7 protein-coding genes are annotated in these 15327 nt (G+C 75.6%); all 7 read left to right on the top strand.

The annotated features are described in order from the left end of the window. The first annotated feature begins 108 nt into the window (after nt 1–108). The 7 genes from AB0K65_RS24960 to AB0K65_RS24930 all read left to right on the top strand — a co-directional run bounded on the left by AB0K65_RS24960 (nt 109) and on the right by AB0K65_RS24930 (nt 15122). Nucleotides 109–3978, top strand: coding sequence for a condensation domain-containing protein (locus AB0K65_RS24960; protein ID WP_365720123.1), 3870 nt, complete (start codon nt 109–111; stop codon nt 3976–3978). 391 nt (nt 3979–4369) lie between these two features. After that, nucleotides 4370–10396, top strand: coding sequence for an amino acid adenylation domain-containing protein (locus tag AB0K65_RS24955; RefSeq protein ID WP_365720121.1), 6027 nt, complete (start codon nt 4370–4372; stop codon nt 10394–10396). Next, nucleotides 10393–10599: an MbtH family protein gene (locus AB0K65_RS24950; protein WP_365720119.1), complete on the top strand. Its 207-nt coding sequence runs from the start codon at nt 10393–10395 to the stop codon at nt 10597–10599. Before AB0K65_RS24955 ends, AB0K65_RS24950 begins: the two co-directional genes overlap by 4 nt. 222 nt (nt 10600–10821) lie before the next feature. Further along, the gene (locus AB0K65_RS24945; protein WP_365720117.1) at nt 10822–11373 is read left to right on the top strand and encodes a cobalamin-dependent protein; all 552 of its coding nucleotides are present in this window, start codon (nt 10822–10824) and stop codon (nt 11371–11373) included. Continuing rightward, nucleotides 11370–12740 (top strand): methylaspartate mutase, encoded by a 1371-nt coding sequence (locus tag AB0K65_RS24940; protein WP_365720115.1) that lies wholly within the window; start codon nt 11370–11372, stop codon nt 12738–12740. Before AB0K65_RS24945 ends, AB0K65_RS24940 begins: the two co-directional genes overlap by 4 nt. A gap of 82 nt (nt 12741–12822) precedes the next feature. Continuing rightward, nucleotides 12823–13821, top strand: a complete 999-nt coding sequence (locus AB0K65_RS24935; protein WP_365720113.1) for an asparagine synthetase A — start codon at nt 12823–12825, stop codon at nt 13819–13821. Then, nucleotides 13818–15122 (top strand): glutamate synthase-related protein, encoded by a 1305-nt coding sequence (locus AB0K65_RS24930; protein WP_365720111.1) that lies wholly within the window; start codon nt 13818–13820, stop codon nt 15120–15122. The genes AB0K65_RS24935 and AB0K65_RS24930 overlap by 4 nt, the downstream gene beginning before the upstream one ends. Nucleotides 15123–15327 lie beyond the last annotated feature (205 nt).

The raw sequence follows: 15327 nt of genomic DNA, 5'->3' as shown, positions 1-15327 counted from the left end.
GGCCCACCCCCCAGCCCGGGCTCCCCGCCCCCCCCCGGCCCGCCGCCCCGGGCGCCCGCCGGGCCGCCGCCGGCGGCGGCGCCCGCGGGCGCCGCCGGCCGCGGCGAGGTGCGCGGTCCGCGGGAGGAGATCCTGTGCGGCCTGTTCGCCGACGTGCTCGGCCGTCCGCACGTGGGGCCGGACGACAACTTCTTCCGCAGCGGCGGGCATTCGATGCTCGCGGGCCGCCTCGTCAACCGGGTCCGAAGCGCCCTCGGGGTGGAGCTGGGCATCCGGGACCTCTTCCTGGCCCCCAGCCCGGCCGCGCTGCACCGGCGGCTCACCGAGGCCGCCCGCGCGGGTGCCGGAGCCGTCGCCCGGCCCGCGCCACGGGCGGTGCCGGAGGCCGAACGCCCGGAGCGGCCGCCCCTGTCGGCGGCGCAGCGTGCGCTGTGGCTCCTCGCCAGGATCGAGGGCCCCTCGGCGACGTACAACGCGCCCGTGGTGCTGCGCCTGGACGGGGTGCCGGACGCCACGGCGCTGGCCGGGGCACTGGCCGACCTGGCCGCGCGGCACGCGGTGCTGCGCACCGCCTACCCGCACGTGGACGGCGAGCCCTACCAGCGGGTGACGGAGGCCTTCACCGCCGCGCCGGACACGGTCCGGTGCGCGGACGCCGCGGATCTGGACGACCGCGTGGCGGAGTTCGGACGTACTCCGCTCGACGTGACGGACGGGGTGCCGCTGCGGGTCCGTCTGTTCACCGCCGGGTCCGGGCGGCCGGAGGACGGCGGCTGCGCCCTGGTGCTGCTCGTCCATCACATCGCCGTCGACGGATGGTCCCTGGAGCCGCTCCTGCGCGACCTGGACACGGCCTACGCCGCCCGTCTCGCCGGCCGTGCCCCCGTCTGGGAGCCGCTTCCCCTCGCCTACACGGACTACGCCCTGTGGCAGCGCGACCTCCTCTCCGATCCGAAGGGCCTCCTGGACCACTGGCGGACCGCGCTGGCGGGTCTGCCCGAGCGGACGGCGCTGCCCTACGACCGGCCCCGGCCCGCCGAACCCACCGGACGCGGCAAGACCCTCGGCACCCGGCTCGATCCCGGCACGTGGAACGGACTGGCCGCGCTCGCCCGGGACCGCGGGGCGAGCCTGTTCATGGTGGCGCGGGCCGCCCTCGCCGCCGCCCTCTCGGCGACCGGCGCGGGCCGGGACCTGGCCGTCGGCACCCCGGTCGCGGGCCGCTCCGACGAGGCGCTGCACGAGCTCGTGGGCTGCTTCGTGAACTCCCTCGTCCTGCGGGCCGACACCTCCGGTGATCCGACGGCGGCGGCCCTGGTGGACCGGACACGGGACACCGACCTGGCCGCCTTCGACCACCAGGACCTGCCGTTCGACGTGCTCGTGGAGCAGCTGGCCGGGGAGGCCGGCCGGGCCCTCGGCGAGCACCCCTTCTTCCAGGTGATGCTGACGGTCCGGTCCCCGGGTTCCACCGACGGCGGGGCCGGGGCCCGGCTCGGGCCGCTGACCGCCGAGGCCGGCACGGTGGACCTGGGAGCGGCCAAGTTCGACCTGAGCTTCCACTGCGCGCCGGAGTCCGACGGCGGGGTGCGGCTGCTGCTCGGCTACGCCGAGGACGTCTTCCGGGAGGACACCGCCCGGCTGCTCCTGGACGTGTACGCCCGCTCCCTCGCCGCGTTCGCCGAGGACCCCGGCCGGCCCCTGAGCGCGCTGGGCCTGGTCAGCGATACGGAGGCGGCGGGGTTCGCCGCCCGCCGGGATCGGCTCGCCGAGGCGGCGCGGGCCGCCGCCCGGAGCGCGGGCGCGTCCGCACGCGACCGTGAGGAGGAGCGGGCCGGGGGCCGGGAGGAGGGGCAGGAGCACCCGCGGGTGGAGCTGCTGCGCGGTCTGTTCGCGGAGGTCCTGGGCCGGACCGGGATGCGCCCGGCCGACAACTTCTTCCGCCTTGGCGGACATTCGATGCTGGCCAGCAGACTCGTCAACCGGGTCCGGGAGGCGCTGGGCGTGCCGCTCGGCGTCCGGGACCTGTTCCTCGCCCCGACACCGCGGGCGCTGCACGAACGGCTGCCGGACGGTCCCGAGCCCGGCGCGGAGCGGCCGGCGCTCCGCCCGGCGGCCACTCGTCCCGAGCGGATCCCGCTGTCGTACGCACAGCGCCGCCTGTGGTTCACCGATCAGCTGGAGGGGCCTTCCGCCGCCTACAACATCGCCCTGGTTCGACGGCTGGAGCGGCCGCTGGACCCGGCCGCCCTCGCCGCCGCGCTCGCCGACGTCGCCGAGCGGCACGAGGTGCTGCGCACGGTGTACCGGGCGGAGGGCGGTGAGCCGTTCCAGGTGGTCCTCGACGGGGCCCGCCCGCAGCTGGAACTGGGCTTTCCCGCCGACCCGGCGGCGGCCGTGGACGCGGCCGCGGGACACGTCTTCGACCTGGCACGGGACCTGCCGTTCCGCGCCTGGCTCTTCCTGCCGTCCGACGGTTCCGGACGGCAGACCCTGGTGCTGCTGCTGCACCACATCGCCGCCGACGGCTGGTCGGCCGACCGCCTCCTCGCCGATCTGGGCGCGGCCTACGTGGCGCGCGCCGCCGGCTCGGCTCCCTCCTGGGCCGCGCTGCCCGTCCAGTACGCGGACTTCACCCTCTGGCAGCGGGACCTCCTCTCCACCGGCGCGCAGAGGCGGCTCGGCTTCTGGGAGCGCGCCCTGGCCGGCCTTCCGCCGCTGATCGACCTGCCGACCGACCGGCACCGGCCCCCGGTGCCCTCCGGGCGGGGCGCGGTCACCGGGTTCACCGTCCCGGCGTCCGTACGGGCGGGGCTCGAGCGGATCGCCCGGGAGACCGGGAGCACCCTGTTCATGGTGGTGCACGCGGCGCTCGCGGCCGTGCTCGCCCGCTGCGGGGCAGGACCGGACGTGGCGGTGGGCACGGTGGTCGCGGGCCGGGACGACCAGGCGCTCGACGCGTCGGTCGGGTTCTTCGTCAACACCCTGGTCCTGCGGACCGACACCTCGGGGGACCCCTGCTTCGCTGACCTGCTGGTACGGGTCCGGGACGCGGACCTGGCGGCGTACGCGCACCAGGAGGTTCCCTTCGACCTGGTCGTGGAGCACCTCAACCCGCACCGGTCGTCCGCGCACCACCCGCTGGTCCAGGTGATGCTGCGGGTGGATCAGGAGCCGGGCGGCGCGGGCCCGGCGGCCGCGGAGGTCGACCCGCTCGCCGGCGAGGCGCTGCCCTTCGGGGCGCACACCGCCAAGGCGGACCTGACGTTCGCCCTGACCGGCGGCGCGGAGCACGGCGGGCTGGACGGCGTGCTGGAGTACGCCACCGATCTGTACGGGGCGGCCGGAGCGGAACGTCTGGCCGGTCTCCTCCAGGACGCGCTGGCCCACGTCGCGGCGGATCCGGGGGCCCGCGTGAGCACCCTGCCCGAAGGGCCTGCCCGGCCGGGCGACGGGCCCTACGCCACCGTCGCGGGCTACCGGGTGGACCTGGGACACGTACGGCAGGTCCTGCGGGACCACCCGGAGGTCACGGATGTCGGGGTGGCCCTCGCCGACGGCAGACTCGTGGCCCGGGTGACGGGCACGGTCACGGAGGCCGAGGCCCAGTCCTGGGCGTCGGACCGGCTGCCCGAGTACGCGGTGCCCGTCGTCGCCGCCAGCGGGGAGCGCCCGCCCACGCCGCCGGCGCCGGGTGGTCCGCTGCCCCGGCTGGTGGAGCTGTTCAGCGAGGTCCTCGACGGCAAGGAGGTGACCGCCGACGCGAACTTCTTCCGTGCGGGCGGGCATTCGCTGCTGGCGGTACGCCTGCTGAACCGGGTGCGCACGGAGCTGGGGCGCGAGCTGACGCTGCGGGACGTCTTCAGGCACCCCACGCCGGCCGCTCTGGCGGCCCTTCTGGCCGCGGCCCCCACGCCTCCGCCGGTCCCCGCCCTCCGCCGCCGCACCCACGCGGGCACGCGGGTGCCCCAGCGCTGACGGGGGTGGGGGCGGGCCGCCGAGGGCCGCCATGATTCTCCGGCCCCGCTCCCACCGTTCCTGCGCAGGCCCGTCCCCGTCGGCGAGGTCGCCTCGGATGGCGCCCGTTCGCGCGGCCGGAGCGGCCGTCTCCCGTCGCGTTGCCGTGTGGGCCCGCCCGTCCTCGGGCGGGCCCACACGCGTGCGTTCCCACGCCCTGCGGGCCCGCCCGCGGTCCGCGTCCGGCGCGGCGGTTCCGGGCCGCGGGGGGCAGTTCCGGGCGGCAGCGATGTCGTCGCGAGCTGCCGGGGGGACTGCCCGCCAGGGGGTTCCGGCGCTCGTAGCGTGGTGGCGCGGAGCGGGAGGAGAACCCGGTCCCGGTCCCCCTCAGCCCTCACCTGGAGGCCACGCGATGCCCTCGACCGCTCCCCCCGCCTCTGCCGCCCCCGGGCCCGGCCCCCTGGACCGGTTCGACGCGCAGGTCGCCGCCGGACCGGAGCGGGTCGCGCTGGTGCACGGTGAGCGCCGGATGACGTACGGGCAGCTCGCCCTGGCGGTGGCCCTGCGCGCCGACCGGGCACAGGGGCCGACGGACGCCTGCGGAGGGGAAGGCGGCGAGGACGGGCCGGGGATCGGCCGGGCGGTCGCCCTGCTGGCGGCCCTGCGCACGGGTGCGAGCGAGGCCGCCGGTGCGCCGGAGGTCCGCGAACTGCTGCCGGCCCTGTCCGCCGGGGCGACCGTGGATGTCACCGTCCTCGGAGCGGCGCCCGAGGAGCGGGTGCCCCTGTCGTTCGCCCAGCGCCGGCTCTGGTTCCTCCACCGCCTGGAGGGCCCGGCCCCGACCTACAACCTTCCGCTGGTGATCCGCCTGGAGTCCGTCCCGGACCCGGAGGCGCTGGAGACCGCCCTGCGCGACGTGGTGGCGCGCCACGAGGTGCTGCGCACCCTCTACCCCGCGGACGAGGCGGGCGAGCCGCGCCAGCACGTGCTGGACCGGCCGCGCCCGGAGTTCGCGGTGCGCTCCTGCGCGCCCGGCGAGCTGGCCGTCGAGATCGCCCGGTTCACCTCCGGCTCGTTCGACCTGGAGACCGAACTCCCGCTGCGCGCGGCACTGTTCCTGCCGGGCGACGGGAGCGGCGCGCTGGTCCTGCTCACCCATCACATCGCCACCGACGGCTGGTCGGTGGGCCCGCTGCTGCGCGACCTCGGCGCCGCCTACGACGCGCGGCTCGCCGGGCGGGAGCCCGGCTGGGAGCCGCTGCCGGTGCAGTACGCCGACTACACCCTGTGGCAGCAGGAGCTGCTGGAGAACGACACGGCGCTCGCCGCCTACTGGCGGGACGCGCTCGCCGGTCTGCCGCCGCTGATCGACCTGCCGGCCGACCGGCCTCGGCCGGCCTCCCCGACCGGCCGGGCCGGCACCCTGACCGCCGTACTGAACGGGGAGACGCACGCGCGGCTCGCGGCGCGGGCCGCGGGAGCGGACGCCAGTCTGCTGATGGTGGCGCAAGCGGCCCTGGCCACGGCCCTGGACGCCTGTGGCGCCGGCCCCGACGTGGCGATCGGCACACCGGTGGCCGGCCGCGCCGACGAGGCCCTCGACGATCTGGTCGGCTTCTTCGTGAACAGCCTCGTGCTGCGCACCGACGTGTCGGGGGAGGCGGGTCCTGCCGAGCTGGTCGCCCGGGCGAGGGAGGCCGCGCTGGGCGCGTACGCGCACCAGGAGCTGCCCTTCGACCGGCTGGTGGAACTGCTCAACCCCCGCCGGGCGCCCGGCGCCAATCCTCTGTTCCAGGTGACCCTCGCGGTGCGGGAGGACGAGGCCGGGACGGACCCGCTGGCGGTACGCATCGGCGACACGCTCAGCGGCCGGTTCGAGGAGACCGGACTCGACGCCGCCAAGTTCGATCTCGCGGTCACCGTCGTGGCCCGTCCCGGCCACGGCGGTCTGGAGCTGTGGTGGACCTATGCCGAGGACCTGTTCGACGAGTCCACGGCGCGGTTGCTGCTCGACGTGTACGTCCGGGCCCTGGCCCGGTTCGCGGACGGCGAGGACGCCCCGGTGCGCTCGCTGCCCCTGCTGTCCGAGGACGAGCGTGCGGCGCTGGCCGCCCGTCCGGCGCGGACGGCGGGACCCGGGGCGCCCGAGGGTGCCGAGGCCGCTGCCGGGGCGGTGACGGCCGATCCGGGGGCCGTGGCCGCCCTGTGCCGGATCTTCGCGGAGATCACCGGTCGTGAGGAGGTGGCCCCGGACGACAACTTCTTCGCCGTCGGCGGTCATTCGATGGCGGGCGTGCGGCTGATGAACCGGGTACGGGCGGTCCTCGGGGCGGATCTGCGGCTGCGGGACCTGTTCCTCGCCCCGACTCCGGCCCGGCTGGCCGCCCGGCTCCCCGCCGCGGCGCACGGCGGGCCGGGCGTGCGGGGTGCGGAGGCGGGCGACGGAGCCGGGAGGCGGCCCCGGCTGACGGCCGTACCGGGCGCGGAGAGGCCGGAGCGGCTCCCCCTCTCGTACGCGCAGCGCCGGTTATGGTTCGTCGACCAGTTGGAGGGACCGAGCCGGTCGTACAACATCCCGTTCGTGATGCGGCCGGACCGGCCGCTGGACCCGGACGTCCTGGCCGCGGCGCTCGCCGACACGGCGGAACGCCACGAGGTGCTGCGCACGGTGTACCCGGCGGTCGAGGGCCGGCCCCACCAGGAGGTACGGGAGAGCGCCCGGCCGGTCCTCCAGGTGGTGCGGACGGGGCCGGAGGGGGTGGCGGCCGCCGTGGACGCCGCGGCGGGGCACGTGTTCGACCTCGCCGGGGAGATCCCGTTCCGCGCGTGGCTGATCGAGACCGTCCCGGAGCCGGGGCGAGCCGGCGAGCCGGCGTCCGGACCGGCAGGGCAGGTGCTGGTGGTGCTGGTGCATCACATCGCCGCCGACGGCTGGTCCGCGCGGCCGCTGCTGAGCGATCTCGCCGCCGCCTACACGGCCCGCCTCGGCGGAGCGGCGCCTTCCTGGGATCCGCTGCCGGTGCAGTACGCGGACTACACGCTGTGGGAGCGGCACATGCTGGCGGGCCCGGAGGCGGCGGAGCAGACCGCCTTCTGGCGGGACCGGCTGGCCGGTGCCCCGCCCGTCCTCGAGCTGACGCCCGCCCGGACGCGGCCGGCCGAGGCCACGCACCGGGGCGGCGCCGCGCCGGTCCAGGGAGTGGACGCGGACGTCCATGCCCGGCTGGAGGCGCTGGCCCTTGAGCACGGCGCGACGCTGCTGATGGTGGTGCAGGCGGCGTTCGCTGCGGTGCTGACCCGGCACGGGGCGGGCACCGACCTGCCCCTGGGCACGGTGGTCGCGGGCCGGGACGACCAATCGCTGGACGACCTGGTCGGCTTCTTCGTCAACACGCTGGTCCTGCGCACCGACACGTCGGGAAACCCGTCCTTCGCCGAGCTGCTGACGCGGGTCAGAGAGGCCGATCTGGCGGCCTTCGCCCATCAGCAGCTCCCCTTCGACCTGGTCGTGGAGCGGCTGAACCCGGTGCGGTCCACCGCCCACCACCCGCTGGTGCAGGTGATGGTGCAGGTGCACCCGGCCGAGCGTCCGGCCCCGCGGGACTCGCCGCTGGCCGGCACGGCGCTGGGCGCCGACTCGGGCTTCACGAAGTTCGACCTGACCCTGGCGCTGCGGGAGACCCGGGACGCCGCCGGCGCCCCGGCCGGGCTGGCGGGGGCGCTGGAGTACGCCCGGGACCTCTTCGACGAGGGCACGGCGGCCCAGTTGGCGGCGCACGTGACGCGACTGCTGCGGGTGGTGGCCGCCGACCCGGAGGCGCGGATCGGTGACGTGCCGCTGCTGTCGGCGGAGGAGGCGGACCGGCTGCTCGTGCGGTACAACGACACGGCGGTGCCCCGCGTGCTGCCCGGCCTGGTGCACGAGCGGTTCGCGGAGCAGGCGCGCCGCACCCCGCGCGCGGTGGCGGTCCGGTACGAGGACGAGACGCTGACCTTCGCCGAGCTGAACGCCCGGGCGAACGCCCTCGCGCACCGGCTGATCGAGGCGGGGGCGCGGCCGCACGGCGCGGTCGGGCTGCTGCTCGACCGCACGCCGCACCTGCTCGTGGCGGCGCTGGCGGTCCTGAAGTGCGGGGCGGCGTACGTCCCGCTGGATCCCCGGCTGCCGGAGTCCCGGATCGCCATGATCATGGAGGACACGGGGGCACGGGTGCTCGTCACCCAGGAGGCGTACGCGGACGCCGCCGCCGTGGCGCGGCAACTCGACGCGGGGATAAGGGTGCTGTCGGCGGACACGCCGGTGCCGGGCTGCCGGCGCACCGACCCGGGGGTGGTGGTCGGCGAGGACGCCTTGATGTACGTGATGTTCACCTCGGGCTCGACCGGCCGGCCGAAGGGCGTCGGCGTCACCCACCGCAACGTGGTGGAGCTGGTCACCGACCGGTGCTGGAACCACCCCCACCACCGCCGCATGCTGGTGCATTCGGCGATCGGTTTCGACGCCTCCACGTACGAGCTGTGGGTGCCGCTGCTGAACGGGGGCGAGTTGGTCTTCGCGCCCGGTTCCGGAACGGATCTGGCCGAACTCGACCACGCGATCCGCGCTCACGGGGTGACCGCGGCCTACTTCACGATGGGTCTGTTCCACATCATGGCGGACGAGGGGCTCGACACCCTCAAGCTGCTGGACGAGGTGTGGACCGGCGGGGACGTGGCCTCCCCGGCCGCCCTCCAGAGGGTCCTGGACCACTGCCCGGACACGGTGCTGGTGCACAGCTACGGGCCGACCGAGACGACGTTCGCCTCGCACCACCAGCGCCTGGACACCGGCTGCCGCACCCTGCCGGGGGTGTTCCTGGGCGCCGCGCTGGACAACACGCGGGTGCACGTCCTGGACGAGCGTCTGCGGCCCGTGCCGGTGGGGGTCGCCGGTGAGATGTACCTCGCGGGCACGCAGGTGGCGCGGGGTTACCTGGGGCGGCCGGGGCTGACCGCGGAGCGGTTCGTCGCCGACCCCTTCGCCGCGGACGGCAGCCGCATGTACCGCACCGGCGACCTGGTCCACTGGACGGCCGACGGCGAACTGCGCTTCGTGGGCCGGGCGGACGGTCAGATCAAGCTGCGCGGCTTCCGGATCGAGCCCGGGGAGATCGAGGAGACCCTGGCCCGGCATCCGGGCGTCGGGCGGGTCGCGGTGGTCGTCTTCGACGACGGGCCGGGCGGGAAGCGGCTGGTGGCGTACGCGGTGCCGCGCGCGGGGCACCGGCTGAGCGGCGAGGAGCTGCTGCGCTGGGCGGCCGGTGAACTGCCGGAGCACATGGTGCCCGCCGCGGCGGTCCTGCTCGACGAGATCCCGCTGACCGTGAACGGCAAGCCGGACCGGAAGGCGCTGCCGGCGCCCGCGCCGGCACCGGCCCCTTCCGGGCGCCCGCCGCGGACTCCGCGCGAGGAGGTGCTGTGCGGCCTCTTCGAGGACGTGCTCGGCGTCCGGGGCGTGGGGATCGACGACAACTTCTTCACACTGGGCGGGCATTCGCTGCTCGGCGTCCGGCTGGTGAGCCGGATGCGCACGGCGCTGGGCCTGGAGCTGGGTGTACGGGACCTCTTCCGGACACCGACGCCGGCCGGGCTGCTCGCCGACGAGCCGTCGGGCTTCGATCCGATGGGAGTGCTGCTGCCGCTCCAGCCGGGAGGTACCCGCAGGCCGCTGTTCGCCCTCCACCCGGGCACGGGCGTGGGGTGGTCGTACGTGGGTCTGGCCCGGCACCTGGGTCCGGACCAGCCGCTGTACGCCATCCAGGCGCGTGCCCTCTCCGAGCTGGGGCACAGTCCCGGGTCGGTGGAGGAGATGGTCGAGGACTATCTGGAGCACATCCGGCGCGTCCAGCCGCACGGCCCGTACCGCTTCCTCGGCTGGTCGTTCGGCGGAACCGTCGCGCACGCCCTCGCGGTGCGGCTGGCCGAACAGGGCGAGCGGACCGAGCTGCTGGCGATGATGGACGTCCACCTGCTGCCCACGGAGCCGGAGCGCCGCCGGATGAGCCCCGCGCAGAAGCGGGAGATGCTGGTCGGCGACGCCACCGACGAACCCGAGGACGCCCCGTTCGACGTGGAAGGGCTGATCGGACTCGTCCGGGAGACCGATCCCGTCCTGGGGGGTTTCTCCGACGGTGAGATCCGCTCGGTGATCGGCGCTTCCATCGATCACGCCGAAATCATGAACCTCTATGCGCCGCGGCCGGTGAAGGCGGACATGCTCTTCTTCGCGGCGCAGACAGAAGGCACCCCGGAGAACAGTCTCTGCACGGCCTGGCTCCCTTATGTGGAGGGAGCCGTGGAGAAACACACCATCGGTGTCATCCACACCAGGATGGGCGAACCCGAGCCCCTTGCAGTGATCGGCCGTATCCTTTCCGAGAAATTGAGGAGTCTGTCATGACGAACCCGTTCGACGACACCGAGGGCAGCTTCCACGTGGTGGTCAACGCCGAGGGACAGCACGCGCTGTGGCCGGCGTTCATCGAGATCCCCGCGGGCTGGGACAGTGCGTGGGGGGCCGGACCGCGGGACGAGGCGCTGGCGTACGTCGAGGCGAACTGGACCGACATCCGGCCCAAGAGCCTGCTCGCCCAGTACGCCTGATCCTCCCGCGCCCACCCGGGCACGGCTTTCACCCGCGAACGCGGAACGCGCAATCGCGGGCGCGAAAGCGAAAATGACCACGACGAAAGCGACCACGACCCAGAGCCGCGGGCCGGAGAATTCCGGACCGCGGCTCTCGGCGTTTTCCCGACCCTTTTCGCTCCGCCCTTTCTGCCGCCGCAACTTCCCCTTCCCGCCCTTTTCCGTTCCTATATTGTGAGCATGCGACGACGGAGTTTGAAGGTACTGCTGACCGGTACGGCGTCGGATTCCCATACCTGGAATCTCGTCTACCTGCGGCTGTTCTTGGAGGAGCAGGGCCATCGGGTCACCGGCCTGGGCCCCTGCGTCCCCGACGACCTGCTCGTGGCGGCCTGTGCCCAGCCCGGGCCCGAGCTGGTCGTCATCAGCAGCGTCAACGGCCACGGCTACCGCGACGGCCTGTCCGCCGTCCGCGCCCTGCGCGCCGCCGGAGTTCAGGTCCCGGTGGCCGTCGGAGGCAAGCTGGGCGTCGCCGGCCAGGCCGACCCGGCCCGGCGCGACACGCTCCTGGCGGCCGGCTGCACCGCCGTGTTCGACGACGGAGACGTCGGGGCTCTGCGCGCCTTCGCCGCCGCGCTCGTCCCCGGCGCGCGCGTGCCGGCCGGTTCCGTGTCCGGCGGCCCCGTATCCGCCGGGGTCGCCCCGGCCGGCCCCGTGACCGGCCGCGTTCTGTCCGCCGGTTCCGTGTCGGCCGGGCGCGTGCCGGCGGCGGCGGCGCGGAGCCTGGCATGAGTACGCCAGGGGTGCTCCTCGCGGCGCCGGAGGGCCGCAGGGCAGGCGGCCGCCGCCCCGTCGACACGTCCCCTCCCACCGACCGGCCCGGCCCGCTCTCCTTCGGCGGGTTCGTCGCCAGGGCCGCGGCCGCCGGCCGGCTCGTGGTCCAGCCCCGGATGGGGTTCGCCGACCCGGGCCGGATGCGGGCCGGCCTGGCCGGCACCCGGGCCGCGGCGGCGGTCACCGTCGGCACCCTCACCATCGACAGCTACACGCGCGTCGGCGACCACGCGGCGGCCCGCGCGGCCCTCACGGAGGGGGTCCCGCTCAACGGCTACCCGATCGCCGCCCACCCCGCCGAGCGGACCCGCGCCATGCTCGACGGCATCCTCGGCCCCGGCTTCCCGGTGCAGGTGCGCCACGGCTCCTCCCGGCCGGAGGCCATCGTCCGCGCCCTCGCCGCCGTCGGCCTGGACGCCACCGAGGGCGGTCCCGTCTCCTACTGCCTGCCCTACGGCCGTACCCCGCTCTCCGAGTCGGTGGACAACTGGGCACGGGCCTGCGAACTCCTCGCGGCCCTGGTGCCCGCGCCCCGCACGCCGCACGTGGAGAGCTTCGGCGGCTGCATGCTCGGACAGCTCTGCCCGCCGGGGCTCCTGGTGGCGCTCAGCGTGCTGGAGGGGCTGTTCTTCACCCGGCACGGCATCCGCAGCGTCTCGCTCGGCTACGCCCAGCAGACGGACGCCGCACAGGACGCCGAGGCCGTACGGGCCCTCAACCGGCTGGCCTCCGAACTGCTGCCGCCGGACACCGACCGGCACGTCGTGCTCTACACGTACATGGGAGTGTTCCCGCGCACCGCGGCCGGCGCGACCCGGCTCCTCGAGGACTCCGCCCGGCTCGCGGTCCACGCCGGGGCGCAGCGGCTGATCGTCAAGACGGCGGCCGAGGCGCACCGGATCCCGACCGTGGGGGAGAACGTCCGCGCGCTGGAGACGGCGGCGGCGAGCGCGGACGCGGCCGCCCGCGCCCGGCTCGGCGCGACCGAGACGGCCGATGCGGCCGCCGGAGCGGACAGCGAGGTGTACCGCGAGGCACGGGCCTTCGTCGACGCCGTCCTCGAACTCGGCACCGACCTCGGGCGGGCCCTGCGCGCCGCCTTCGCCCGGGGCGTGCTGGACGTGCCGTACTGCCTGCACCCCGACAACGCGGGCCGCTCCCGCAGCTTCGTCGACGCCGGAGGGCGGCTGCGCTGGGCGGAGACCGGGGCGATGCCGGTGGCGCCGTACGCGGCCCCGGGGGGCCGGACCCCCCTGACCTCCGACGGGCTGCTGACCGCGCTGCACGGCGTCGCGGCCCGCTACGACACCCCCGTCCCCGACTGAACCGCCCGCTCCCGAGCCCGCCTGCCGTGGCGCCACCGTGCCCGACGCCGCCCCACCCTCCCGACCGTCTGGAGTAGACGACATGGAATTCGCCCCCACCCCCGCTCCGGCTCCTCCCTCCCTCGGCGAGCACCTGGCGTCGCCGCGCCTGCGGTCCGCGATGCTGGTCCAGCAGGAAGCGCTCCACGCGGCGCGGGAGTTCCTGCGCGGCGAGGGGTTCACGGAGCTTCTTCCCCCGCTGATCGGCCCGGTCACCGACCCCGGCGGCCGGGGTGCCAAGGCTCTCGACGTGGACTACTACGGCCGCCCCTACAAGCTGATGACCAGCGCGATCCTGTACAAGCAGGCGTCGTTGCGAGGCTTTCCGCGACTGTTCTACATCGCCCCGAACGTGCGGGTGGAGCCGCCCGAGACCGCGAGCACCGGCCGGCACCTGGTGGAGTTCCACCAGATCGACGTGGAGATGGCCGGGGCGAGCCGGGAGGAGGCGCAGGAGATCGCCGCCGGGCTGCTGACCCGCGTGGTGGAGCACGTGTGGACGGCCGTGCCCGACGTGCTGCGTGAACTGGGCCGGGAGGAAGGGGAGTTCGCCGAGCTGCGGGCCGGGAAGTTCGAGGCGTGCACGCACGGGGAGGCGGTCGCACGACTGGCCGCGCTGGGCCACGCCCAGAGCCCGGACGGGGAGATCGACTGGGAGGCCGAGCGGATCCTGTCCCAGGACGCGGGCTGCCCCTTCTTCGTCAACGACTACCCGAAGGGCTCACGCGGGTTCTACGACCGCGAGGACCCCGAACGCCCCGGTGTGCTGCGCAACTTCGATCTCATCGCGCACGGCGGATTCGGTGAGCTGGTGAGCGGCAGCGAGCGGGAGGCCGACTACCCGACGATCGTGACCCGGATGCGGGAGAGCGGCGAGAACCCGGCGAAGTACGCCTGGTACCTGGACCTGGCCCGCGAGGGCCTCTCCCCCAGCGCCGGCTTCGGCATGGGACTGCAGCGCCTGGTCCGCTTCCTGACCGGCCTGGACGCCCTCTGGCAGGTCAGCGCCTACCCGAAGCTGCCGGGGGTGATCGCGCCGTGAGCACCACCTCTCTGACGGCGGGCGGCTTCCCCGAGGAGTCGGTACGGGCACGGGCGCGGCGGGGTGCGGCGGAGGTCTTCCCGCCGGCCGCGGAGTACGGGGCGGGGCTGTTCGGCGCCCGCCCCGACGGCTCCGCCACCGCCCCCGGGGCCGCTGGTGCCGCCGGGACCGACGAGCTGGACGCGCTGCGGCTGGCGCCACCGGTGTTCATGCCGCGACGGCTCGAGAAGCTGATCGAACTCGGCCGGGAGCCCGGCCACGGTGACGTGGACCTGCGTACCCGCATAGGCGGCTTCGCCTGCGAACTCCCCCTCTATCTCTCCGCGTTCGGCTCGACGCGGGCCGGCAGCGGCGATCTGGCGGTGGCGGCGGCCCGCCAGGCGGGCCGGCTCGGCATCCCGATGGTCGTCGGCGAGAACATGGTGCCGGTGCACGGCTACCGCTCGGTCCTGCTGGCCCGGGTCGAGGCGTACACGGAGGCCGCGGCCGACGGTCGCGGCGGCGTGGTGGTGCAGCAGTCCACCGAGGACGCCGACTCCGAGGTGTGGAACCTCCTCTACAGCGACCCGGCCTCGCGGGCCCTGCGCGACTCGGGCAGGCTCGGCTTCGAGCTGAAGATCGGCCAGGGCGCCAAGCCGGGCCTGGGCGGCATGACCGTGGTCGGCCCGGCGGAGGCCGGACGGCTGGCCGCCGCCGGGAGGTTCGCCCTGGGCGAGGAGCTGGGTCCGGACGGCGTGCGGCTGCGCTGCGCGACCCCGGGCACCTTCACGGAGGAAATCGTCCGCCAGCAGCTGCGCTTCATGCGGAACAACTTCCCCCTCGCCCGCACGTGGGTGAAGTTCCACCCGGGCCGCGACATCGCCACCGCCACCTCCACGGCGTGGGCCGCCGGGGCCGACGCGGTCACGGTGGACGGCGCGGAGGGCGGCACCGGGTGGGCGCCACGAGTGTTCCTGGAGGGGGTCGGGCTGCCGCTGGCCACCTGCCTGGGGCTCGTCGACCGCCCCGAGGGGGCGAGCCTGCTGGCCTCCGGCCGGATGTGGGAGGGCGGGAGGGCGGTCCGCGCGCTCGCCCTCGGCGCCACCGCCGTGGGTCTCGGCCGGGCGGCACTGCTCGCCGTGGACGAGGATCAGGAGCACGGTCTGGAACGGCTGGCCGAGGCTCTCGCGCTGGAACTCCGGCTGCTGGTCAGCGCCCTGGGGCAGTACAGCCCGTCGGCCCTGAGCCGCGCCGACCTCTGGCCGCCCGCGGCCGCCGCCCTCGCCGCGCCACCCGCGGTCCCGGCCGGGCCCCGGCCATGACCCGGCCCGGCACCCACCGCCCTCCCGGGCCGTCCCCCCGCGCCCGCTCCCGACGCGGCGAGCGGCCCGCTCCCCTGCCCCCCGGGCCACCCGGCGCGCGGCCCCGGAGCCTGCCCGACCAGCAGCTCCCCGCCCTGCCGGAGACGGAGCCCGGCGGGCGGATCCCCGGACCGCCCGATCCTCAGCCCGGCGAGCAGCCTGACCG

Source organism: Streptomyces sp. NPDC053755 (assembly GCF_040677675.1).
Classification (GTDB): domain Bacteria; phylum Actinomycetota; class Actinomycetes; order Streptomycetales; family Streptomycetaceae; genus Streptomyces.
The sequence above is the reverse complement of the archived record's forward strand: the minus strand, read 5'-3'. Positions and strand labels throughout refer to the sequence as shown.

What these genes read in the sequence shown, in the direction of transcription:
- AB0K65_RS24955 (WP_365720121.1), top strand. Translation starts at nt 4,370, where the DNA reads ATGCCCTCGACCGCTCCCCCCGCCTCTGCCGCCCCCGGGCCCGGCCCC.
- AB0K65_RS24950 (WP_365720119.1), top strand. Translation starts at nt 10,393, where the DNA reads ATGACGAACCCGTTCGACGACACCGAGGGCAGCTTCCACGTGGTGGTC.
- AB0K65_RS24945 (WP_365720117.1), top strand. Translation starts at nt 10,822, where the DNA reads ATGCGACGACGGAGTTTGAAGGTACTGCTGACCGGTACGGCGTCGGAT.
- AB0K65_RS24940 (WP_365720115.1), top strand. Translation starts at nt 11,370, where the DNA reads ATGAGTACGCCAGGGGTGCTCCTCGCGGCGCCGGAGGGCCGCAGGGCA.
- AB0K65_RS24935 (WP_365720113.1), top strand. Translation starts at nt 12,823, where the DNA reads ATGGAATTCGCCCCCACCCCCGCTCCGGCTCCTCCCTCCCTCGGCGAG.